This window comes from Paraburkholderia sp. BR10954 (assembly GCF_040965775.1).
Classification (GTDB): domain Bacteria; phylum Pseudomonadota; class Gammaproteobacteria; order Burkholderiales; family Burkholderiaceae; genus Paraburkholderia; species Paraburkholderia youngii.
The window spans coordinates 23,312-44,052 of the sequence record NZ_JBFRCK010000034.1; the positions used below are offsets into that span (position 1 = coordinate 23,312).

The following is a 20,741-nucleotide window of genomic DNA, read 5'->3' on the forward strand; positions in this document are numbered from 1 at the left end:
CAAGCGCGCGCGGGTTGAACCATGCGACGGGAGACGCTCGCTCGCGACGCCCGGCCGATTCTGTCCAGCTGCGATTTGCCTGTGGTAACCGGCCATTTTACGCGTTGGACGAAAATCGCTGGGCCGGCCGATTCGCGCCGGTATCAGCGTCCTGCGCGGGCCATGCTGCCCCACACCCCGTCGCGCAGGATCAGCCCATGCAGCAACGCCGCCGCCAGATGCAGCAGCACCGTTGCGAACAACGCGAACGCGAGCCACGTATGCAGCGCGCGCAGCAGCGCGAACAGCGCGACGTCGTGCGGTGCGATCGGCGGCAGATGCAGCGGACCGAACAGCGTGACCGGATAGCCGGCCGCCGACAGCATCGCCCAGCCGATCAGCGGCATCGCGAGCATCAGCCCGTACAGCACGACGTGCGACGCATGCGCCGCGATTCGCTGCGGCTTCGACATGCGCGCGGGCAATGGCGGACTGCCGCGCATCACGCGCACCGCGAGCCGCACCAGCACGAGCAGCAGCAACGCGATGCCGAGCGGCCGATGCAGCGCGACCAACGCATCGTGGCTGCGCGATACCGTCGCGACCATGCCCACGCCGATGAACAGCATCGCGACGATCAGCGGTGCCATCGTCCAGTGCAGCAGCCGCGCGAGCGGACTGAAGTGAGTGCGATCGCCGGTCATGAGTGCTCTCCGTTTGGCTGGGTTCGATGGAGCTCGGGATGCAGCGCCTCCTCGCGCGTGCGGCGTTGAAACGACTGCGCGTAGGCCGCCGAGCGCGCGGCGAGCAGTGGATCGTCCGATGGCGCGATGCCGGCCGGCACGATCGTCGGATCGAAGTTGACGTCGCGGCAGGTGCCGTCTTCCTGCGACGTCGTGCGTTCGATCACGAGCGTCCCCGCGTCGATGCGCTGACGATCGTCGGGCCATTGCAGCGTCGCGTCGTTCGTGGGGTCGCCCGGCTGCGCGACGGTCAATATCAGATGCCAGCGCAAGGGGCCGTGTTGCAGACGCTCGTCGAGATCGGCGGCGAGGAAGTTCTTTTCGGCCTGTTGCTCGGCGGTGATCGGCGCGTATGGCGTATCTGGCACGACGGCCCAGCGCACCGCGCGCGTCGTGCCGTGAGCATCGGTAAACAGAAACGTGTCGATGCCGTAGTACCCGGCGTTCGCGAGGCTCGACGACGGCGCGTGCGACTTGACCCAGCGCTGGAACGGCTGCGTTTCGGGATTGGCCGCGTAGAACGCCTTCAGCTTCGCGGGGTCCGGTTTGCCGGTCGCGGGGTCGGGCTTAGAGGCCAGCAACTGCTGATAAAACTGCGCGGGCGTGTGCACCGCGAACACCGGCGTCGAGTTCATGCCGGTACGCCACTGTTCGCGATCGCGAAGCCGGAACTGCAGCGCGAGACTGCGCACCGGCGAGCTCGTATCGGGCGCGGACGGATTACCGCCGGGCACTGCGAAGCGCCCCGACACCGGCGTGCGGCCCGGCGCGAACACTGCCGCGTGCGACAGCGCCGCGCCATTGCCGTTGCTGTCGAAATAGCCGTCCACGCATAGGCCTTTGGCGTGATTGCGTCGATAGCCGGGATGCTGGCCCGCGACTGCTTCGAACGTATCGATGATGCGCGGAGCGGTGAGACGCGCGGGCGTGAGCCAGCCCGCGGTGTACGCGAAGCCGCCCGCTAGCGCGAGCACGACCGCGCCGATCGCGGCGAGCCGGCATGGCACGCAGATCGGCCGCGGGCCGGAGCCGGGGGGATGAGGTTTGGGTCGGGAGGGTTGTGTCACGGAGACTCCTTGCCGGATGGATACCAACGTACGGGCAAACACGCCGCGCAACGATCTATTCCATCCGGCACCGGCGCGCCCGTTCAGACCCATTCGCGCGCCGGTGGCCGATGCTTCAACGGGTGCCGACAGCCGGCGCGCCCGAGTTCGCGACGTGGCTCGCGGCGGCCGCCGCTTGCGTGGCAAGCGCAATCTTGTGCTGCGCGACCTGACGTGCGAACACGGGACTGACGTCGGGGTACGACGCGTCGGTGACGTAGTCGAGACCGTTCTGCTGGGCCTCGATCAATTCCTGGTACACCTGAGCGCGTGTCTTGGCCTGCGCAAACGCGCTCGACGAAGCGGCCAGAACGACGAACGACAAAGCGACGAACGAAAGCTTTTTCATGATCGACTCCAGTGAGTGTTGTGCGGGTTCGCACCAGGGAGAACCACGAGTCGGCAGTGTTTATTCCTGTATTCGCCGCGTGAAAAAACATCGCAGGCGCGGGGAATAAATGCGCAAGCGCCTGTGTTTGCACTCGGACAGCAGTAGTCAACACCGCGCATCACCATGACCTCGACTCATCGCCCGTCCGGCACTCCTCCGTCCGAAGACGACATCCAGGCCTATGCCGACGGCACGCTGACGCCCGAACGTGCCGCGGCGCTGCGCGACTATCTCAACAAGCATCCGGCGGAAGCACGGCGGGTGGCCTTCTACGACCGCTTGAACGCACAGATCCAGGCGACGTTTCAGACCACCGAGGAGCCCGCGCATGAGTACCTGAGCGGATCGCGCCGCCTTCGCATGCGCGCGCAACCGGCCGGTCCCGCGCGTCGAACGCTCGTCGCATTCATAGGCCTCGCGCTGATGGTGATCGCCGTCAGCGGCTGGCTCGCGGCGGCGCAGGTATCAGCACAAGCGCTCGACAACGCCGCCGTGATGGCGCTCGCCGAAGCCAGCGCGCGGCCCTTTTCGTCGGCATCGCCGACGCGCGCCGATCCAGCCGCGCCGGATCTCGGCGCGGTCGGCCTGCGCCTCGTCGAGCAACGCGTGCTGCGGCTCGGGCCATTGCAGCGCGTGGACGAGCTCGTCTATCTGAACGGCGATCAGCAGCCGGTGGTGGTGCTGTCGGCGGCGGCGCCGTTTGCGCGCGAAGAGCCGCAGTGGGCCGCGCGCCGCATCGGCGAATTGCGGCTGTTGACTTGGACCGCGCGGCGGCAGCGTTTCGTCGTCGCGGGCGATGCGCGCACCCACGGCCTGATGCGCGCCGCCGATCTGATGACCGCGCGCTGACGCCGGTGCGCGCGGCCCTCGCGGAATAAAATGCGCGGACAGGTGTTTGCAGTTCGAACGCATCGCGCGACGGAAGCTTCCGCGACCGGCCCGGTGCGTATCGATACCGACGCGAGTGAAGCCGATGCCACCCCCACGCCCCTGGATCGACCATGGATGTCCGTGACGAGCTGATCGAGCACGTGCCGCGTCTGCGGCGCTATGCGCGGGCGCTGATCAACAATCGCGAGCTCGCCGACGATCTCGTGCAGGACACGCTCGAGCGCGCGCTCGGCCGCACCCGTATGTTCCAGCCGGGCACCGATCTGCGCGCATGGCTGTTCACGATCATGCACAACGTGTTTGCGAATCAGGCACGCAAGGCGGCGGCGCGCGCGGTCCACGTCGCGGTCGACGACGACAGCATCGCCGAAAGCGAGCTCGCGGTGCCGTCGGGCCAGACGCGTTCGCTCGAAATGCGCGACCTCGACTACGCGCTGCAGCGTCTGCCGGTCGAACAGCGCGAGGTGGTGCTGCTGGTCGGTCTCGAGGAGATGAGCTATGCCGACGTCGCGCTCGCTCTGAACATTCCGATCGGTACGGTGATGTCGCGGCTGTCGCGCGGACGCGAACGGCTGCGAGCTTTGATAGCGGGCGCCCAGCCCGGTGCGAAATTACAGGTGGTGCGATGAGCGAGCCGCAAATGCCGATCAGCGAAGAAGACTTGCACGCGTACGTGGACGGCACGCTGTCCGGCGAGCGGCGTGACGAGGTCGAGCGCGCGCTCGAACAGAATCCGGAGCTGGCCGCGCGCGTCAGCGACTACTTTTCTCTCAATGGGCTGCTTCACGACCGCTACGACCGCGTGCTCAGCGAGCCCGTGCCGAAGCGTCTGCAGACCGGCGCGCCGCGCCGCGCGCGAGCGGCCGCGAACTGGCCGCGCTATGCCGCGCAGTTCGCGGGCATGGCTGCCGCGCTCGTGCTCGGCCTGGGCATCGGCATGCACAGCAACGATCTGATTCCACCCGTTGCGATCGATCGAACCGATACCCGGGCCGACACCCAAGCCGGCGATCGTGCGGTCAGCGCGACCAGCGCCGAGGGTTTCGCGCGCCGGGCGGCGGTCGCGCATGTCGTCTACATGCCGGCGATCGACCGGCCGAGCGAGATGAGCGCCGATCACGAGCAGGACTTCGTGCAATGGCTCGCGGACCGGCTCGGCACCGAGGTGCATCCGCCGATGCTGTCGAAGAGCGGTTTCATGCTGTCGGGCGGCCGCCTGCTGCCCGGCGACGATGGACCGACCGCGCAGTTCATGTATCGCGGACCGAACGGCGAGCGTGTCACGCTGTGCATCTCGCATCGTCGCGACAACGCGAATACGACGGCGTTCAAGCTGTATCAGGCGGGGCCCGTCAACGTGTTCTATTGGGTCGACGGCGATTTTGGCTATGCGGTGTCGGGCGGAATCGATCGCAACGAGCTGTTGCAGCTCGCGCATGATGTCTATGCGCAATTGACAGGTGCGGCGCATGGTTGAATCGAATGCGTTCCGCGCCGCGCGGTTCCGCGCATCAACGTAGTGTCTTCGCCTGCTCCGACGTCACCGCCTCATCGCGCGCGGCGACGCGCAGTTCACGCGGCGTTGCACCCAGCAGGCGCGACATCCAGTGCGCCATATGGCTCTGATGCGCAAAGCCCGTCTCTAGCGCGATCTGGCTTGCGCTGAGGCGTCCTTGCAGCAGCAGCGTTCGCGCGCGCTCCACCCTGCGCTGTACCACGTACTGATGCACGGGCACACCGAGCGTGTCGCGAAACAGCGCTTTGAAATGCGGCACGCTCAGTTGTGCCTGCGCGGCGAGCTCGTCGAGCGTCAGACGCTGATCGAGATGCGCGTCGATAAACTCGATCACACGCGCGGCCGTGCGCGGCGCGAGCGTCCGCCGCCGGTTGGCGGGCAGCGGTTCGACGCCGATCAGACGCACCAGCATCGCCGTGCACAGACTTTCGGCGTACAGCGGATCGGATGCATCGTCCGCTTCGAGCTCCGCGCGCAACGCCCAGGCGAGATGCTGAAAGCGCGCATCGCGCATCTGGAAGCGCGGACGCAACTGCGCGTCGGCCGGTTTCAATGCTAGTTGCTCGACGGTCCGTCGCGCGAAGTCCTCGGCAAACCAGACGCTGAAAATCGTGCAGGCGGCGTCATCACTCCACTGACCTTCGAGTCCAGCGGGGATCACGTCCGCGTCGCCGTGCGCCTGAATCCGCGTATGGCGGCGCGCATCGCACAGACAGCGCGCGGTCACCGGCGCGCCGACGTGCACGCCCACACGGTGATGGACGAACGCCGGCATCCGATGCAAACCGGCCGACACGTTGACCAGATCGGCACCGAAGCCATGCCAGCCGAGCGCCCTGCTGGTGCGTACGGCGATGCGAGAGCCGCTGTGCGGCGCAGGCGCGGGAATCGGGGTGACGGCATTCATCGCTTGTCTCCTGAGTGACCTGAATGACGGCGAGAAACCTGCATTGTGCGGTGTTTTCGGCGGCTTCGCCGGCGTGACGAAATTTCGTAACGCGCCAACCGCCCACGCGATCCGCGCGACCTGCGCGGCATCGCAGTAAAAAATCATCCATATCTGCGCAATGTCATCCGGATCTGAGCGCCTCGCGGGCACCGCGTCCCTACCATCACGCCATAGCGATCCTCACAAGGAGCACAACGTGTTCGTCATTTTCGGAGCGGCCGGTCATGTGGGACAGGCGAGCGCAGCCGCGTTGCGTCGCGCGGGCCAACCAGTACGCGCGGTGGTGCGCGACGCAGCACAAGCCGAAGCACTCGCGGCAATCGGCTGCGAGATCGCGCTCGCCGACCTCAACGACGCGGGATTGGTCGCGCGCGCGATCGACGGCGCGCAGGCGGTGCAATGGCTCTGTCCAGTCCCGCGTGCGCATGACGATCCCGCGGCCGCCATGCGGCGCATCATCGACGCAGGTGTCGCCGCCTTGCGCACGGCCGCGCCGCCGCGGCTCCTCGCGCTATCCGACTACGGCGCCGAGCACTCGGACGGCACCGGCATCACGACGCTGTTCCACTACCTCGAAAAGCAGTTGCGCAACGTCGCGTCATCGCTGATCTTGCTGCGCGCCGCCGAGCACATGCAGAACTGGGCGCGCGTGCTGCCGGTCGCGCTCGGCCGGGGCGTGCTGCCGAGTCTGCATGATCCGCTCGACAAGCTGTTTCCGACGGTCGCCGCCGAGGACGTCGGCGCGCTCGCCGCGCAGTTGCTGCTCGATGAAGCGCCGTCGCGCGAAACGCCGCGGGTGGTCAGTATCGAAGCGAAAGAACGGGTGAGCGCGCTCGACGTCGCGCGCACCCTGGCGGAACTGTCGGGGCGGCCGGTGATCGCCCAGCGGGTGCCGCGCGACGAATGGGGTGGCGTGCTGCGCGGCGCCGGGCTCGGCGAGCGTCACGCGCAACTGATCGTCGATCTGTACGACGCGCACAACGCTGGCCGCATCGACGTGGAGCCGAACGTGAGCGAGCGACGCTTCGGCGCCACGACGTTGCGACAGGTATTGGAGGCGCTGCTATCGCGCGTGGGCGGTACGCAAGCGGCGGCGCGGTGAGCTGCATGGACGTCCGGCAAGCGGACGGCGTGGCGCGAGCAGCGGCGTACCCAGACTCACGCGCCGAGTGCTGGCTGCGCGCGGCGATAATGCTTTCGAGCCTGATCGGCTGCCGCGCGCTTGCGAACCTGCTCGCCGCGATTCCCGATAGCAACGACGATTTCGGCGTGTTCTAGGTTGCTGGCGTTCCGGCTTACTGCAGCTTTTGTCACACTGCGCGCGGCGCGGTCACCGTGGCCCATCTCTCGACAATCCTGCGATTCGCAAATCGCCACAGCACGAAGCCGTGGAACTCGATCTTCTGCCCGGACGTCGCGTCGGTCGCGCGCCAGGTGTTTCTGACCATCACCTTGTCCCGCTCAGCGAGGATGTCTTCGACAGTGACATGCAGGTCCGGCCATTTTTTGTAAAGCTCCGTCATCATCTCAATCGCGGCTTCGGGGCCGACCTGGGGACCTGACGGTTCGTCATGGTCGAGGAAATCGACGCTCAGGTTCTGCCGCGCAACTTCCGCTTTCTTCCGGTTCACGAAGTTCTCGAAGTGCTCGATCACGAACTGCTTCATTTCTTCAAGCGTGAATCCCGGATCGCCTGCCGGTGGCACGGGTAATGGCTGCATGGCTCACCCCTCGCTGGTCAATAGCTTGAACGCATGCCGCCATTCGTTGCGCAGGAAGCCCGGTAGACACCACAGCATGCAAAGCGGTTCGAGCGCGCGTGCCGAGACGATGCTTCCGCAATCGTAGGGTTCCCAGCCGAACTCGCGGATGATCGCGGCAACCCGTTCCTTCGCCTGTTCGTCGTTGCCGCAGAGGAACATGGTCGGCGTGCCTTGCGGGAACTGCGGATCCACCATCAGCGCATTACCGACGCTGTTGAATGCCTTGACCACGTGCGTACGGGGAATCTGGGCCTGAATCTGCTCGCCGACTGATTCGTTCGGACCTGTCGTATATTTCAGCACGCCGTTGACCGGTGGCTCATCGGCGAGCGGATTGGTGGCGTCGATCAGGGTCTTGCCGGCGAGATTGTCCGCTCCCGCAAGCTCGATCACGTTTCCCGCAATGCGGCCAAGGACTGCCAGCACCACGATGTCGCCGAAGCGGGCGGCCTCGTCGAACGTACCGGTCCTTGCGCCGGCGTGATTGCGCGCCCATTCCTGCACGTCGTTCTTGCCGGGCGTGCGCGTACCCAGCATCGGTTCGTGCCCATGCTTGAGAAAACCTGCCGCCAGTGCCCGCCCGACATCACCTGAACCCAATACACCAACTTTCATTTCACCCTCTCCTCCGCCGGCGATCGCCAGCGTCACCTGCGCGATCAGGAACGCGAGCCACCCGGCACGTTTCCCGCTATATCGCGCAATAACGAGAAGCCGATTCTCGTGCCGAACCCGCGTGTGTATGCGAGTTGTACGAGCAGCATGGCGGCAGGTTCAGTGTAGCGCGCAAGCGTGAGGGGACCGGCGTCGATCGGCTCGGCGCCGATGTCGCCAACCAGTTGCGCGACGACCGTCCGCGCGTTTGCGTCGTCGCCGCAGACAAACACACCTATCCGCTCGCCACCGACCCTTACTTCCGTCGAATGCAGCAACTCCGCGAAAGGCGGGATGGCCTTGACCACTGTTGCCCAGGGGGCCAGCTTCGCGATCTCTTCGGCGCCGGAAGTCGTCGTGCCGACGACGAGACCACTCATGTCGGGCCTCAGCGCATTGGTACAGTCCCACAACACCTTCCGCCCGGGTGGCGCGCCGACCTGCGCGAGCGCGTCGGCCGCGGCGCTCCAGGGCGTCGCCAGCACCGCGACATCAGCGAATCGCACCGCTTCGGCGACGCTGCCGACCTCCGCACCCAGCTCCGCCGCCGTTGCCCGGAGCTTCTCTGTGTCGAGACTGAAACTCAGCATCACTGAGTGCCCTTTGCCGAGCAGATGCTTCGTGAGACCGGTTCCGACATTTCCCGCACCGATGATGCCGATTTTCATGGTCGAGCCTCCTTCCCTATCGTCAGGCCTGCGAAATGTTTGCCCAGATGGACTTGTATTGCGTATAGCTCTCGAGCGCCTCGGCACCTTGCTCGCGGCCGTAGCCTGACATCTTGTAGCCGCCGAAGGGTCCGCGCGGGTGATACTTGTGCCAGGTGTTGATCCAGACCGTGCCGGCCTCGATGCGATCCGCGAGCCGCAATGCGCGACCCAGATCGCGAGTCTGGATGCCTGAGGCGAGCCCATACGGCGTGTCATTCGCGATGCGCACGGCCTCCTGTTCGCCTTGGAACGGAATGTCCGGCAGCACCGGTCCGAAAATCTCCTCGCGGCTGATGGCCATATCGCTCGTCGCGTCGGCGAACACCGTGGGCTCGATGAAGAGCCCCTTGCCGTTGATCCGGCGGGTGCCGCCACCGGCTACGAGGCGGGCCGTCGATGACTTGCCGGCATCGATGTACCGCTGCACCTTGTCGAATTCCGCCCTCGACGCAATCGGCCCGACCTGTGTGCGTGGATCGAGCGGATCGCCCAGCACGGCGGCCTGCGCCATCCGCGCCAGCTTTTCGACGACCTCGTCGTAGACTTGCCGCTCCACGAGCAGTCGTGAACCGGCGACGCAGACTTCGCCCTTGTTCCAGAAGACACCCCAGAAGGCCGTCTGGACTGCCGCATCCACATCGGCATCTGCAAACACGATGTTCGGCGACTTGCCGCCGAGCTCCATCGTCGTGTGTTTCAGCGTGTCCGCGCCGTTGCGCATAATCGTCTGGCCGACAGCGGTCGAACCGGTAAAAGCGATCTTGTCGACGAGCGGGTGTTTCACGAGCGCGTCGCCGAGCGATCCGCCGGGTCCCGTGATCAGGTTGTAGACGCCTTCCGGCACCCCTGCATCGAGCATCACCTGAGCGAGCGCGAGCGCGGTCAGCGGCGTATCGGACGCCGGCTTGTGCACGAGGGTGTTGCCGGCTGCCAACGCCGGCGCAACTTTCGAGCAGGTGAGCGCCAGCGGAAAATTGAAAGGCGTGATCGCTGCGACCACGCCTAGCGGTTCGCGACGCGTCAGGATACGGATGTGTGGTTCGTAGGACGTGCGATAGGCGCCTCCCATCGCGTGCATCGCGATCCCGCCGAAGAAACGGAAAAGGCCCGCGCAGTGGGGCATGATGACGTCGACAAAATCGCGGTACGGCATGCCCATATCCATCGATTCACGCAACGCGAAATCTTCCGCCCGCTCTTCGAGCAGGTCGGCCACGCGAAACAGGATTCTTGCCCGCGCTTCATGATGCATGCGCCGCCAGGCGCCCGTCTCGAATGCCCTGCGTGCTGCTTTGACCGCCGCGTCGGCGTCCGTCACGGTCGCCTTCGCGAACTCCACGACCATCCCTTCGGTGGTCGGATCAATGCTCGAAAGGGTCGATCCGTCGGATGCGTCACGCCAGTTGCCGTCGATAAGAAGCTGACCGCGCGGCATGCACTTGCGCCGCGGGAGCGCCGTCGATTCCTGGACCATGATCGACCTCCTGACTGTTGCCAAGTGGAGACCATTTTCAGCGCCGGGGCAGTGCTCGTCTATGCTACCCGGAGAGAAAACAGTTGTGAGCGGAGGTGCAAAATGAAAGCGGACGGAGCCAGCTCGATTGACCTCTTGCGGGCATTGAAGACGTTTACCGCGACGGTCGATCTGGCGAATTTCTCGGCCGCCGGCCGCCAGCTCGGGGTCACACCCGGCGCCGTGAGCAAACAGATTGGCATGCTCGAGGCGCTGGTCGGCTGCCGGCTGTTTCAGCGGACCACGCGGCACCTGTCGGTCACCGAGCAAGGGCGGCGGCTCTACGCGCAGGTGCGGCAGCCGACGCAGCAGATCGAGGACGCGATCACGACGTTGTCATCCGACGAAACGCAGTTGAGCGGACCCGTGAAGGTATCGTTGCCGATCGCATTCAGTCGCGCGGCGCTGCTGCCCGTGCTGGGCCGATTCAGGGAGCGCTTCCCCCAGATCGAGCTCGATCTGCGTTTCGATAATCGCCGCGTGGACCTGATTTTGGAGGGCTATGACTGCGCGATCGGTCAGCTCAAGGATACGGATTCGAGTGTGGTCGCGCGAACGCTCGCACCGTTGACGTTGATTCTCTGCGCGGCGCCGGCATACCTTGAACGGCATGGGGAGCCCTCGTCCGTCGAAGAGCTGGAGCACCACGAGCTTATTTCGTTTCGTTCGCCGAATACCGGACGAATTCAGACGTGGAAGTTTCAGGCGCGCACGAGCGAGATTGTGCTTCAGCCTCGCTCCCGGCTCGTCGTGACGGACACCGAGGCCTTGACCGAACTCGCCGTCGCGGGCTGTGGCATCGCCCTGTTGGGCGCACATCACGCGGCGCCGCTGATCGACGCCGGCAGACTGAAGCATGTACTGCCGGGTTGCGCCGAGCGGCGCAGCGACATCTGCGTCTACTACCCCGCTCGCAGGCATCTGCCGCCACGCGTCACGGCATTTGTTGAATTTGTCGTGGCGCAAGTGCGGGAAAGCGAACCGATGAAGCGCGCGATCGCGATCGGACGGCGGCAGCAGGCCACGCAGGCGGAAACGCAGGCTCCCGGGTAGGCTGCCGGGCGACGGCGGAATACTTCGGATTTACCCAGAAAGGTCCGCAATTTTCTCTATTCGTTCTCGTCGAAGTAGTGTAGCGGCCTTGCCCGACAGGCCTCTGTCGACAAACTTACGCCAAAACCTACGCTGAGTTCCGTTGCGGTTCCTAGGCTAATTAGTGTTGCGTTTCAGCGACAGGCGAACCGAAGGTGGCGAACCTGTCGCGGCATGATGGGGGAGGGCCTACACCTGTGTGTCACCCGTTGGCACTTTCGTCATCAATGAAATTGCCGCTGTCGTCGTTGGTCTCGCCGGACAGTGCAGGCGGCAAGCCCGTATCCGCCGCCTGCCGGACTGAACGAGAGAAACCCATCATGACAAACCGCATCCGCATGGCCGTGCTCGCCACCAATGCCGAAGGCTCTCCCGACCTCTACCTGACTTTCGTTGAAGCCACCGATCTGCAATACAACGAAGGCCAGCACTATGACATGGCCCTTGTCCGCGCCGAAGATGAAGGCTACCGGGCACCGATGATCGCCTTCGACCAGAACGACACGGCAGCAAACGTGCTTCGTCACGCCGCTGACTTCATGGAAGGTGACACAAACGACTTGTAATCCGTGCGGGCAGACGGCGAGCCCTATGCCCGCCCCCAATGCACGCCTGCCCACCATCCGGCCAGCGCGCCCGCACCCGCCGCCGCCAGCATCACAATGAGCCCACCGACGACCAGCCCATAGCATGCCCGCACGAGTCGCCGCGTGGCGAGTGAGCGCGACATCGATCCGTTTCTGCTGCTCACGTACGGCGACAGTCGTCGCCCCCACGAGCCGGTTACCAGCAACGCGGGCAATGTGGTTCGCTGCCCGCTGCGTGAGTGTAGCCAGCGCCTCGTCGTTCAGCGCGGCAACCGCAGCCCGGTAGCGCGCGTCGTGCTCGGCGGTCATTTGCTCCGCCAGTTCGATCGTGGCCTTGCAGCGGGCAAGCGCATCGCGATGCTGCTCCATCAGCGCATCCGTCGCCGCGCGTGCTTCGGCCCGCACGGCATCGAGACTGCCCGTGCCCGCCTGCCGGATCCGTTCCGGCATGGCCTCATAGAGCCGCCCGTAATGTTCAAGCATGACCAGCACGGACCACAGTGCATCGTTGTCGCGCAGGTTGAGTACGCCGGACACCCGCCGCATTCTCAGGACACTGGCATCGTCGGGCAATTCACCCGTGACGTCGAGAAACAGGCGGGCGAGCGCGTCCGGCGGTCCACCGCGTCTGTTACCCACCGGCGGTCACCCTGGCAAACATCGTTCCGCATAGCGCGCACCAGCGCAGCAGTTCTGCCCGTTCACCGATATGCATTGTCTCCGCCGCCCTGCGGATCGACAGGCGCTGGCTACGCAACTCGTCAGCGACGCGATCCGCAAGGTCCGGAAAATCCAGCGACTGGCCCTGCTTCTCGACAGCCGTCCTCAGTTGTGAATCCCGGTACAGCGTGAATTTCTCCGGTGAACCGAAATAGCCGTTACGCACCACATGCGTCACCGCATCCGGAAACGTCGCCCCGAACTTGAACAGCAATTCGAGGCTGTCCCGCTGCCGGTTGATCACCCACAGCACAACAAGTCGTCGCGCCAGTTCATCGAGAGTACTGGCTAGCGTTGCTCCATATTGCGCGACGCCGGTCTGGCTCCGCGCTGCCGTGTTGACGACAACGGTCGCGTTCCGGTGCCGGTCGCAGAAATTGACGAAATCGATCCAGCCACTCGCGTCATCCAGATCGCATGCCCCGCATTCGATCTCACCGTGAACCGCTTTCATGACATCCGGGTTGGACGTATCCGTCTCGACCAGCACGACGTCGACGTCCGTGCGTCGCAGGTACTCGATCAGTGCCAGCGTCACGACGCTCTTTCCGACACCACCCTTGCTGCCGCCGACCATATAGATGGGGGGATTTGCTGTTGCCATGCCACACCTCTACAGATTTTCGGTGTCCGGGCTGATCGAAAATCCGAGGAAGCCCCTCACCGGTTGCCCCGGCCTGGTTACGCCCCCATCGCCTTTTTGCTGTGTCCCGCTGCGTGGCGGTTTATCGTGTGTTGCATCTGCCTGTGAGGGTTTCCTGCCTCGTACGGCGACCGATGCATTGGCGCGCGCCGGCTCATTCCCGCCCCGCCGGATTCGTCCTTTTCCTTCCGCACGGCGCATCGCGTATCTCAGGGAATTGACCGATACAGCGATGCCTTCCTGTGCAGCCTCCTCGATCAGTTCACTGAGCGTGTATCCCTTCTCCCGCGCTGTGCCGATCTGTTTCTGGATGGATTCAACGCCGTCGCTTACCTTGAGCGGCTGATCGCTTGTCGCTTTTTCAGGCAGCGCATCCAGCCTGCGTCCGAGCGCCTCCCACTGCCCTCGCGTGAAACTCCTGACAACCGGCATGACTGGCTCCGACGCACGACCTTGATCGCATCTTGAACAGGCGTTAATACGTCGTCAACACCCACCGCTGGTGCTTTCCGGCGTGGCTGGAATACAGCGGAATCCAGCGGAACAGGACGGAACAAAAAATATTTTTCTGCTGTTGTTCGACGTCCCGTCCACGCACACGGAATTGCGCGCATGCATCACGCATGCACGCGGACTTCAACGGCGGCGAGCACCGTACACCCGTGGATTCACGCTGCAAGACAACCGCGGCGCATTTGAAGCCACTGGTAGACGCACTCGGCACGCCTCTGCCTCACTTCGCAGTCGCCACGCCTGCACACTCGACTTGTATGGATAGTTACTGTCGTGCGAGAGGCACCCGAGCGTTTAACACCACCTGGCTTGCATCACGTGACAGGTCGCGCACATTCGACGTCACCCCGTTGTCGACATTCTTTTTCCGTGCATTACATCTCGAGCGCGCAGCACTCGCAGATCAGACGCACGCCGCGCGCTTCGTTGCATCACGACCGAGAAGTCGCAACGCACGGCAGTTACACGGACGCGCATTTGGGTTGTACACGGCTTGTATCTCGTGCACACCGAAGTCACGCTCGACACCGACAACAACTTGAAAATCGGTGACGGCAGGATAGGCCGTCGCCGGTTTTGGGCGCCCAAGGATCAACGCTGAGTGAAGAAGTCGATTAGCTGCCGACGCGATACCCTCTTTCGAAATAAAACCTTGCCAGACACGTCCTGGCCGTAGAGGTGAAATAAGCGCTTGACGATGAAAACGCAAACAGCATTCGGAGGAGCACAGTAAGCGGCTCGCGGTGGCCGTTGTAGACGGCCGCAAGTATCGGCATCAAAGTGATGTCCATCATTTTCGAAGTGGTGGACACCATTTTGTCAGAGCCAACACAGAGGCCCGGTAGCCGTAAAGGTCGCCCGAACCATAGTGCCGAATTCCGTCGTCGCCTGGCGATGGCAGCTTGCGAACCGGGGGTGTCAATCTCCAGGTTGGCCCGCAAGAACGGCTTGAACGCGAACCTCGTGTTCACCTGGCGGCGCCGATATCTGGCGGAACAGCAAGCCGAGGCGGTGCAACTCGTTCCAGTGGCAATCGTGAACGAGGTGTCATCGGTCAATGAACCTTCTGCGCTGCCAGAGTCTGAGGTCGTGAGGCCCGCTGCGCCGGCCGGGTCAATCGAGGTTCGGATCGGCCGGGCACTGGTTAAGGTCGACGGTATTGTCGACGCTGAGATGCTTCGGACAGTGTTGGGGAGCTTGCGCTCGTGATTTCTCCGCCAACGGGTACGCATATCTGGCTTGTTGCGGGCATCACGGCCATGCGCCGAGGCTTCCAGGGCCTGGCTGCCAAGGTGCAAATGGCACTCGAGGAGAATCCGCTGGGCGGCAACCTGTACATTTTTCGCGGGCGCCGCGGCGATCTCGTGAAGCTTCTGTGGGCGACCGACGACGGGCTTTGGCTGATCGCAAAGCGTCTGGAGCGAGGCCGTTTTATCTGGCCACAGGCCGATGGCGGCAAGATCCATCTGACGAGCGCACAGTTGTCGATGTCGCTCGAGGGCATCGACTGGCGACAGCCACGACGCACCGCCGCACTCTCGATGTTGTAAACCGCGAGGAAGGCTCGTAAACTGCGACGCATGCCCGATCAAGCGCCGCTGCCCGATAATGTCGCCGAGTTCATGCCATGGTGCTCGCGCAACAGGCATCGCTGCTTGAGCACCAGGCATCGATCGCGAAGATGGTGCAGGAACTCGCCGCGCGAGATGACGGGATCGAACGCCTGAAGGCGCAGATCGACAAGCTCGAGGCGCAGCTGGAGGACCTGACGGGCGGCCGTGGTGCTGCCGAGGCGCGAACAGCGAGACAGGACACCGAATGCGCCGGCCAGCAAATCGGCTTCGCGAGAGCCGCTCCCGCCACACCTGCCGCGCGAGGAGATCGTACTCGAGCCTGATCCGCTCTGCCCCAGATGCGCGACGAACATGCATTCGCTGGGTGAGGCGCTCGGGCTCGGCGGACCTGCGGCAGTCTGGTTCACGTACTCGTCGGACCGCAAGGGTATTCATCCGCAAACGCATCTCGCCAACTTCGAGGGAATCCTGCAGGCGGATGCCTACGCCGGCTTGATCACCTGTATGCGAACGGCGACGTGCACGAAGCGGCGTGCTGGGATCACGCGAGGAAGTACATATGCGACGTTCACGAGCGTACACCGACTCCAGATACCCGGAAACTACTCGAGATGATTGGCGAGCTCTACAGCATCGAAGCCGACATTCGCGGCAAACCACCCGATGAGCGGTTCCCTGTGCGGCAGGAAAAGAGCAAACCGCTGCTCAACACGTTCGAATCGACGATCAGTGCAAAGCTTGCGACGATGTCGAAGAAGTCCACGCTCACGGGCGCGATCAACTACTCGCTGAACCACTGGGCGGCACTCACGTTCTACTGCGAGGACGGACGCGCCGAGATCAGCAACGTGCTCGCGGAAAATGCCCTGCGCTGCGTAGCGTCGGGCAGGAAAAACTACCTGTTCGTCGGCTCCGACAGCGGCGGTGAGCGTGCGGCGGCGATGTACAGTCTCATCGGTACGTGCGAACTCAACGAAATCAACCCACGTGCCTATCTCGAATACGTGCTCACTCATATTGCGGACCACAAGGTCAACCGCATCGACTAACTGCTTCCCTGGAACGTGGCCGTCAAACTGAATCCGGCCACTCCGCCCCCGCCCGCCGTTTGACCGGGCAGGATCGGGGACCGGCCCTGCCGAGCCGCTTACGCTTACTTTCAAAGATGAGCAAGGTACTGCCGTCTGGATCACGCAGGTTTTTTGCGCCGGTGATTTGCACGGTATGGCTGTTGATGCGCCAGCACCGCCCAGCCTATTCGGGCGAGCTTGGTGGCCATGGCGACGATTGCGACGTTCAACGGACGCCGCTGTTTCATCTGCTCCACCCACTGCCCCGGCTCTTTGGTCCGATAGATAATCCTGCGCGTTCCATGAACCAGCAAAGTCCTCAGATATGTGTCACCTCGCCTACTGAGTCCTCACAGCCTGATATTCCGCCCAAGCCAGTCTGGCCCGGCACAAGACCCAGCCATGCAGCAAACTCGCGGCCGGATCTGAAGGCTTCGGCGTGTTCCATCGTTGCCACTGCCGGCGTCGAAGTGAGTAGCCCTACGCAACGAATTGCTGCGATCGCTTTGGCTGAGTGATCGTCCTTCATCCACTCCAGCAACCGGCGCTCGATCTGACCGACCTGCCGGTCGATCGTATCCAGGCCCCTCCACTGCTCTCGCAGCGAGTCGATCAATACCGCGGGAAGACGTCCTGACAACCTTTCCAGAACTCCGGCCATCCCCTTTTCAACCGTTGCCCTACCTCCTGCCGTATCGCCATGGTTCGTCTGCATGGCACCATCCTTCGTCTGTGCGCGCATCGCTTCGTTCCTCGGAATGGACCCAAGGCTATCGTGCTCCGCCCACGAACCACGGCGATGTTGGAATCAATTCAACGTAAGATCATGAGGCACACGACGAACTGCGGTGCGGCGGTGTCGGGCCAATCTGAAAAAGCGTCTATCGCGGCATCTGGCACTTTGCGCCGTTTACAAAAGCATTGACGCGTTGCAGCGCGGGCGGATAGACAGCAGCCAACTGATTTTGCACGTATTTGATTTGGCGAGCAAAGGCAAACCCACGGCTAGCTTGGGTGCGGCTAGCCGGAGAATTGACCGGAAATCAAAGTCACCCCGGTTAGCCTTTGTCCCATGTCTCGATCAGTACCGCACACGGCGACCGATCAATGACCTCCCCGCTCGTCGACGGGTTCGCCCAGCGGCGTAGCCGCGACAAATGGTGATGTCCCATCACAATGACCTCCGCGGTCAGCAGCCGAGCTTGTTCGATGACGACGTCGGCCGGAGAATTTCCCGCGCAGAGGTGCTGTTCCACGGTGAGATTCCGATCGGCAAGCTGGGCGGCTGCTGCAGTCAGGACGGCTTGTGCGAAAGATGTCTGCGCCCGTGCAGGCGGATAATTCAGGCGATCGGGTGCGGTGCCACTTTCGCTACCGGGAGGCAAAAAGTAGGATGGGTCGACAACGCAAAGAAGGTGTACGGTTGCCCTGCCTGGAGCCGCCACGCGGCTGGCCAGGTCGACGACGCGGACACTCTGGGCTGTGCCGTCCAACGGAACGAGGAGGATATTGAACATGGCTAGAGATACCCTTTGAAGATACGATTGACATGCTGGGTGCCATCGCCGCCTGGAAGCGTGTCGGGCCAGTAGTTCCTGGCATCCTCAAACTGGTTCAGCCAACGGCAGAACTCCTGCAAGATGCCGGTCTTCCTGAGGCGTGCCTCCGCGACAAGCGCGATAACCTGCGGCTGCCGACCAAGCGCGTCATGCGAAGCTTGGAGCAGCATGGAAAGCTCGTTCTCCGGGCCACGAACTCCGTAAAAGACGTTGTGATACACGGAAGCGCGGTCGCGCCGATACGGCCGATGAACCTTCGCCCGCACGCGTGCCCGTAAGAAGACCCCCGAAAACCTCGTGAGGGAGACGGTCATTGGGTTCTTCCACAGCATCGACCCATCCTCGTCCACAAGCGAGCCGGCACCAGGAGCGATCGGTTTCGCGGCAGGTCAGTGCAAGCCGTAGGTTTTATGATTCTGCACCGATGCGCTCCGATGGCTGAATGAAGTTCAGGCTCGGTCGCAACCCGGAGTCATGCGTTCGCCTGGACACGCTGTGCGCGCCAATCCGGCGGTTGAGTTCAACGACGAGAAACTATGGTCGCCGCGCCTCGATGAGGGGATTCACACGCTCGGTGAATCGCTCTTTTTTCCCGCTGTGTGTGCTCGATCGCGATCAATCGATGCGCGCGGCGCCAACCCTTAGCGACCTCAACTGCCAAAAAACAGGTCGCAGAAACTCGCCGGACCCACACAGGCATTAGGGTCCCTGGCCGGAGCCGCAGCCCGGCGCCGCGGCGCGCGATTCGTATTCGCCTCGGATGTATTCGCCGCGGACGTACCCGCCTCGGCCGCTTGTTGAACATCCGCATGCGCGGGGGCAAGGGGTTCTGCGTGAACAGCGAAGCTGGCCGACAGCGAACATGCAAAAAGAACAGCAGTAAGCAATTTCATTTCGATCTCTCTAGCAAGGTGATGGAGGGGGGCCTCCCGGGGAAACACCTAGGCAGATTAATCACCTTCAATAGCCAAGAGAATCCCGTAGCCTCGGGAATGATCCTTCCATTCCATGGGAGTATCGAGAAGCTGGCTTACGGGACGTCGTCAACGAGTGGTGGTATATATCGCAATGAGGCGTCGCTGCGATACCACCTCCTCAAATACGCCCACACTATTGCGGGCATCTCCTCTCCCAGTTAGGGCTGCTGGCGTCCATTTCGCAAATACGGCGCGAGTGGGCGGGGCATCAACACGCCATCACGAAATCATCTCGAGATCTTTGGTCCGCACGGCCGGTCGCGGCACGCGCATTGCATCAATAACTGCCGACCTGGCAGGAGCCCGAAAGAACTCGGTGCAGAAGTCGACGAACATCCTGATCCGTGCCGGGATCAGTTCCCGATGAGCATAGAAAAGGCATATTTCAATGCTGCTTTCCGATGCCGTACATTCCGGCAGGACGTGCACGAGATCTCCCCTATCAATGTCGTCGCGAACCATGGTTTCAGGCAGCGTGGCAATGCCGGTACCTTCGAGCGCTGCCGCGCGAAGCAGCAGCTGGTCACCTTCCATCGACGACATGGGCAAAACGCTCACCTTCCGGACACCCTCATAGAGATCGATGAACTCCGCATTTTTCTTTCTCGTTTCCGGATCGATCAGTAGAAAATGATTGGCGAGCTGCGCAGCGGATTCCGGTGCGCCATATTGCTCGAGATAGGCCGGAGCGGCGACGAGAATGCGAGGCGAGTGCGCTAGCGTCCGGCGAATTACGGTGGACTGCTCGACCAGCTGAGGCGGAAGAATGGCGATATCGAAACGGCCATCGAACAGGTTCGCGGGGTGATCCTGAACGGAAACCATCAGATTCACATGAGGCGCGATGGCTCGATAGCGCCGCACCAAGCGTGGGAACACCCCGTTTACCAGCATGGGGTGCACGACAAGGCTCAATTTTCCGCCATTGACCTCGTGCTCCATCGCAATGCGCCGGTTAGCCTCGTCGAGCTCTTCGAGCAAACGGCAACAAATCAGATAGTACGATTGTGCTGCGTCTGTCAAGGAAACGGACCGCGTGGTCCTGAGCAAGACTCTCGTCTGGACGCATTCTTCAAGCCTGGCGATCGCTTTTGAAACAGACCCGGTGGTCACATTCAACGATTCGGCGGCCTTGCTGAAACTCTGATACCTCGCAGCAGCGACGAATGCACGCAACATGTAAAGCTGGTCCATCACGCACCTCGCAAGTTTCGCTCTGGTCGACGATTCAAGCTTAATCGCGTAAGCCGCGCGGCGGTATCGTCCAATATGATGTGACGCCTGATGCAGGCGCGTGCGCGTCTAATACATCCGGATGGCCTGAACCAGCGGCCGGCATAGCGGCAGATCCCTCAGGCCAGATAGCGCCCAATTTTAGAGCGTTCGGCCACGTCATTGCTTTAGCAGTTCACTAACCCGTGCGAGAAGTCCCGCGTCATCCACAGGCTTCGAGAAGAAGCCTGCGGCGCCGTTACGTTTTGCGCGCTCCAGCACTTCCGGGGTTGTGTACGCGGTAATGAAAATGACGGGGATAGGACGCTTCCACAGCTTGATCGACTCGAGTAGCGCAAAACCATCCATGCCTGGCATCTGGATATCGGCGACGACGAGTTTCAGTTTGGAGCGGCGCGTATCGCCCAGAAGATGATGCGCGGACGCGTAGTCGATGACGTTCCAGTTCGCCGAACGCAGCGAACTGGACAGCGCCATCCTGACGGACTCATCGTCGTCCACCAGGCCGATCATTGCAGACGAAAGCGCTGGTTTTATCTGGGGTCGGGTGGCCATCGA

General features: G+C 63.1%; 23 protein-coding genes and 3 pseudogenes. 10 read left to right on the forward strand and 16 right to left on the reverse strand.

Going from position 1 to position 20,741, the window contains the following annotated elements; all coding sequences use genetic code 11:
- Positions 1–143 precede the first annotated feature (143 nt).
- The 3 genes from AB4Y34_RS33005 to AB4Y34_RS33015 all read right to left on the reverse strand — a co-directional run bounded on the left by AB4Y34_RS33005 (position 144) and on the right by AB4Y34_RS33015 (position 2,177).
- Positions 144–683: a cytochrome b gene (locus tag AB4Y34_RS33005; RefSeq protein ID WP_368718417.1), complete on the reverse strand. Its 540-nt coding sequence runs from the start codon at positions 681–683 to the stop codon at positions 144–146.
- Entirely contained in the window at positions 680–1,789 is a 1,110-nt protein-coding gene (locus tag AB4Y34_RS33010) for a catalase family peroxidase (RefSeq protein ID WP_368718418.1), read from the reverse strand. The genes AB4Y34_RS33005 and AB4Y34_RS33010 overlap by 4 nt, the downstream gene beginning before the upstream one ends.
- Before the next feature lie 115 nt (positions 1,790–1,904).
- On the reverse strand, positions 1,905–2,177 hold the full coding sequence (locus tag AB4Y34_RS33015) for a DUF4148 domain-containing protein (RefSeq protein WP_176383536.1): 273 nt from the start codon (positions 2,175–2,177) through the stop codon (positions 1,905–1,907).
- Between the two features lie 165 nt (positions 2,178–2,342).
- Between AB4Y34_RS33015 and AB4Y34_RS33020 the strand changes: the two genes are divergently transcribed.
- The 3 genes from AB4Y34_RS33020 to AB4Y34_RS33030 all read left to right on the forward strand — a co-directional run bounded on the left by AB4Y34_RS33020 (position 2,343) and on the right by AB4Y34_RS33030 (position 4,587).
- Positions 2,343–3,068: an anti-sigma factor gene (locus tag AB4Y34_RS33020; RefSeq protein ID WP_368718419.1), complete on the forward strand. Its 726-nt coding sequence runs from the start codon at positions 2,343–2,345 to the stop codon at positions 3,066–3,068.
- A gap of 152 nt (positions 3,069–3,220) precedes the next feature.
- A complete protein-coding gene (locus AB4Y34_RS33025; protein WP_368718420.1) occupies positions 3,221–3,739 on the forward strand; it encodes an RNA polymerase sigma factor in 519 nt (172 codons plus the stop codon).
- Positions 3,736–4,587: an anti-sigma factor gene (locus AB4Y34_RS33030; protein WP_368718421.1), complete on the forward strand. Its 852-nt coding sequence runs from the start codon at positions 3,736–3,738 to the stop codon at positions 4,585–4,587. The genes AB4Y34_RS33025 and AB4Y34_RS33030 overlap by 4 nt, the downstream gene beginning before the upstream one ends.
- Positions 4,588–4,621: 34 nt before the next feature.
- On the opposite strand, the gene AB4Y34_RS33035 is transcribed toward AB4Y34_RS33030, so the two are convergent.
- Positions 4,622–5,533: a helix-turn-helix domain-containing protein gene (locus AB4Y34_RS33035; RefSeq protein ID WP_368718422.1), complete on the reverse strand. Its 912-nt coding sequence runs from the start codon at positions 5,531–5,533 to the stop codon at positions 4,622–4,624.
- Between the two features lie 238 nt (positions 5,534–5,771).
- Here AB4Y34_RS33035 and AB4Y34_RS33040 point away from each other — a divergent pair, with 238 nt between their 5' ends.
- Positions 5,772–6,677, forward strand: a complete 906-nt coding sequence (locus tag AB4Y34_RS33040) for an NAD(P)H-binding protein (RefSeq protein WP_368718423.1) — start codon at positions 5,772–5,774, stop codon at positions 6,675–6,677.
- A gap of 5 nt (positions 6,678–6,682) precedes the next feature.
- A complete protein-coding gene (locus AB4Y34_RS33045) occupies positions 6,683–6,853 on the forward strand; it encodes a hypothetical protein (RefSeq protein WP_368718424.1) in 171 nt (56 codons plus the stop codon).
- A 32-nt stretch (positions 6,854–6,885) separates the two neighbouring features.
- On the opposite strand, the gene AB4Y34_RS33050 is transcribed toward AB4Y34_RS33045, so the two are convergent.
- The 4 genes from AB4Y34_RS33050 to AB4Y34_RS33065 all read right to left on the reverse strand — a co-directional run bounded on the left by AB4Y34_RS33050 (position 6,886) and on the right by AB4Y34_RS33065 (position 10,176).
- A complete protein-coding gene (locus tag AB4Y34_RS33050; protein WP_368367350.1) occupies positions 6,886–7,230 on the reverse strand; it encodes an ester cyclase in 345 nt (114 codons plus the stop codon).
- A 69-nt stretch (positions 7,231–7,299) separates the two neighbouring features.
- Positions 7,300–7,989, reverse strand: coding sequence for an NADPH-dependent F420 reductase (locus AB4Y34_RS33055; RefSeq protein WP_368718425.1), 690 nt, complete (start codon positions 7,987–7,989; stop codon positions 7,300–7,302).
- 8 nt (positions 7,990–7,997) lie between these two features.
- A complete protein-coding gene (locus AB4Y34_RS33060) occupies positions 7,998–8,660 on the reverse strand; it encodes an NADPH-dependent F420 reductase (RefSeq protein ID WP_368718426.1) in 663 nt (220 codons plus the stop codon).
- 22 nt (positions 8,661–8,682) lie between these two features.
- Complete coding sequence (locus tag AB4Y34_RS33065) at positions 8,683–10,176, reverse strand: aldehyde dehydrogenase (RefSeq protein WP_368718427.1); 1,494 nt, start codon at positions 10,174–10,176, stop codon at positions 8,683–8,685.
- A 102-nt stretch (positions 10,177–10,278) separates the two neighbouring features.
- Here AB4Y34_RS33065 and AB4Y34_RS33070 point away from each other — a divergent pair, with 102 nt between their 5' ends.
- Together AB4Y34_RS33070 and AB4Y34_RS33075 are read left to right on the forward strand one after the other, a co-directional pair.
- Positions 10,279–11,268, forward strand: coding sequence for a LysR family transcriptional regulator (locus AB4Y34_RS33070; protein WP_255208983.1), 990 nt, complete (start codon positions 10,279–10,281; stop codon positions 11,266–11,268).
- 266 nt (positions 11,269–11,534) lie between these two features.
- Positions 11,535–11,873, forward strand: a complete 339-nt coding sequence (locus AB4Y34_RS33075) for a hypothetical protein (RefSeq protein WP_176383566.1) — start codon at positions 11,535–11,537, stop codon at positions 11,871–11,873.
- Here the strand turns inward: AB4Y34_RS33075 and AB4Y34_RS33080 are convergent.
- From AB4Y34_RS33080 to AB4Y34_RS33090, 3 genes and pseudogenes are all read right to left on the reverse strand, one after another.
- Positions 11,831–12,533: pseudogene (locus AB4Y34_RS33080) on the reverse strand (hypothetical protein). The gene AB4Y34_RS33075 and the pseudogene AB4Y34_RS33080 sit on opposite strands and share 43 nt — an antisense overlap.
- Positions 12,526–13,218 carry a protein mobD gene (locus AB4Y34_RS33085; RefSeq protein WP_368718428.1) on the reverse strand — a complete coding sequence of 231 codons (693 nt, stop codon included), beginning with the start codon at positions 13,216–13,218 and terminating at the stop codon, positions 12,526–12,528. Before AB4Y34_RS33085 ends, AB4Y34_RS33080 begins: the two are co-directional and overlap by 8 nt.
- 9 nt (positions 13,219–13,227) lie before the next feature.
- The gene (locus tag AB4Y34_RS33090; protein WP_368718429.1) at positions 13,228–13,689 is read right to left on the reverse strand and encodes a hypothetical protein; all 462 of its coding nucleotides are present in this window, start codon (positions 13,687–13,689) and stop codon (positions 13,228–13,230) included.
- An 864-nt stretch (positions 13,690–14,553) separates the two neighbouring features.
- Here AB4Y34_RS33090 and AB4Y34_RS33095 point away from each other — a divergent pair.
- The 3 genes and pseudogenes from AB4Y34_RS33095 to AB4Y34_RS33105 all read left to right on the forward strand — a co-directional run bounded on the left by AB4Y34_RS33095 (position 14,554) and on the right by AB4Y34_RS33105 (position 16,393).
- Positions 14,554–14,979, forward strand: coding sequence for a transposase (locus AB4Y34_RS33095; RefSeq protein ID WP_368598948.1), 426 nt, complete (start codon positions 14,554–14,556; stop codon positions 14,977–14,979).
- Positions 14,976–15,320, forward strand: a complete 345-nt coding sequence (gene tnpB, locus AB4Y34_RS33100) for an IS66 family insertion sequence element accessory protein TnpB (protein ID WP_176383568.1) — start codon at positions 14,976–14,978, stop codon at positions 15,318–15,320. The genes AB4Y34_RS33095 and tnpB overlap by 4 nt, the downstream gene beginning before the upstream one ends.
- A gap of 30 nt (positions 15,321–15,350) precedes the next feature.
- Positions 15,351–16,393 (forward strand): annotated as a pseudogene (locus AB4Y34_RS33105) (IS66 family transposase).
- A 140-nt stretch (positions 16,394–16,533) separates the two neighbouring features.
- Here AB4Y34_RS33105 and AB4Y34_RS33110 read toward each other — a convergent pair.
- The 5 genes and pseudogenes from AB4Y34_RS33110 to AB4Y34_RS33130 all read right to left on the reverse strand — a co-directional run.
- Positions 16,534–17,135, reverse strand: a pseudogene (locus AB4Y34_RS33110) (transposase); the annotation flags it as partial.
- A 337-nt stretch (positions 17,136–17,472) separates the two neighbouring features.
- Positions 17,473–17,931 (reverse strand): universal stress protein, encoded by a 459-nt coding sequence (locus tag AB4Y34_RS33115; protein WP_176105821.1) that lies wholly within the window; start codon positions 17,929–17,931, stop codon positions 17,473–17,475.
- A gap of 2 nt (positions 17,932–17,933) precedes the next feature.
- Entirely contained in the window at positions 17,934–18,305 is a 372-nt protein-coding gene (locus AB4Y34_RS33120) for a hypothetical protein (RefSeq protein ID WP_368718430.1), read from the reverse strand.
- A gap of 864 nt (positions 18,306–19,169) precedes the next feature.
- The gene (locus AB4Y34_RS33125) at positions 19,170–20,144 is read right to left on the reverse strand and encodes a LysR family transcriptional regulator (RefSeq protein ID WP_368718431.1); all 975 of its coding nucleotides are present in this window, start codon (positions 20,142–20,144) and stop codon (positions 19,170–19,172) included.
- 198 nt (positions 20,145–20,342) lie between these two features.
- On the reverse strand, positions 20,343–20,738 hold the full coding sequence (locus tag AB4Y34_RS33130) for a response regulator transcription factor (RefSeq protein ID WP_368718432.1): 396 nt from the start codon (positions 20,736–20,738) through the stop codon (positions 20,343–20,345).
- Positions 20,739–20,741 lie beyond the last annotated feature (3 nt).

Coding starts and splice junctions, on each gene's coding strand:
- AB4Y34_RS33005 (WP_368718417.1), bottom strand. CDS start 683: ATGACCGGCGATCGCACTCACTTCAGTCCGCTCGCGCGGCTGCTGCAC.
- AB4Y34_RS33015 (WP_176383536.1), bottom strand. CDS start 2,177: ATGAAAAAGCTTTCGTTCGTCGCTTTGTCGTTCGTCGTTCTGGCCGCT.
- AB4Y34_RS33020 (WP_368718419.1), top strand. CDS start 2,343: ATGACCTCGACTCATCGCCCGTCCGGCACTCCTCCGTCCGAAGACGAC.
- AB4Y34_RS33025 (WP_368718420.1), top strand. CDS start 3,221: ATGGATGTCCGTGACGAGCTGATCGAGCACGTGCCGCGTCTGCGGCGC.
- AB4Y34_RS33030 (WP_368718421.1), top strand. CDS start 3,736: ATGAGCGAGCCGCAAATGCCGATCAGCGAAGAAGACTTGCACGCGTAC.
- AB4Y34_RS33035 (WP_368718422.1), bottom strand. CDS start 5,533: ATGAATGCCGTCACCCCGATTCCCGCGCCTGCGCCGCACAGCGGCTCT.
- AB4Y34_RS33045 (WP_368718424.1), top strand. CDS start 6,683: ATGGACGTCCGGCAAGCGGACGGCGTGGCGCGAGCAGCGGCGTACCCA.
- AB4Y34_RS33060 (WP_368718426.1), bottom strand. CDS start 8,660: ATGAAAATCGGCATCATCGGTGCGGGAAATGTCGGAACCGGTCTCACG.
- AB4Y34_RS33065 (WP_368718427.1), bottom strand. CDS start 10,176: ATGGTCCAGGAATCGACGGCGCTCCCGCGGCGCAAGTGCATGCCGCGC.
- AB4Y34_RS33070 (WP_255208983.1), top strand. CDS start 10,279: ATGAAAGCGGACGGAGCCAGCTCGATTGACCTCTTGCGGGCATTGAAG.
- AB4Y34_RS33075 (WP_176383566.1), top strand. CDS start 11,535: ATGAAATTGCCGCTGTCGTCGTTGGTCTCGCCGGACAGTGCAGGCGGC.
- AB4Y34_RS33085 (WP_368718428.1), bottom strand. CDS start 13,218: ATGGCAACAGCAAATCCCCCCATCTATATGGTCGGCGGCAGCAAGGGT.
- AB4Y34_RS33090 (WP_368718429.1), bottom strand. CDS start 13,689: ATGCCGGTTGTCAGGAGTTTCACGCGAGGGCAGTGGGAGGCGCTCGGA.
- AB4Y34_RS33095 (WP_368598948.1), top strand. CDS start 14,554: ATGTCCATCATTTTCGAAGTGGTGGACACCATTTTGTCAGAGCCAACA.
- AB4Y34_RS33115 (WP_176105821.1), bottom strand. CDS start 17,931: ATGTTCAATATCCTCCTCGTTCCGTTGGACGGCACAGCCCAGAGTGTC.
- AB4Y34_RS33120 (WP_368718430.1), bottom strand. CDS start 18,305: ATGCTGTGGAAGAACCCAATGACCGTCTCCCTCACGAGGTTTTCGGGG.
- AB4Y34_RS33125 (WP_368718431.1), bottom strand. CDS start 20,144: ATGGACCAGCTTTACATGTTGCGTGCATTCGTCGCTGCTGCGAGGTAT.
- AB4Y34_RS33130 (WP_368718432.1), bottom strand. CDS start 20,738: ATGGCCACCCGACCCCAGATAAAACCAGCGCTTTCGTCTGCAATGATC.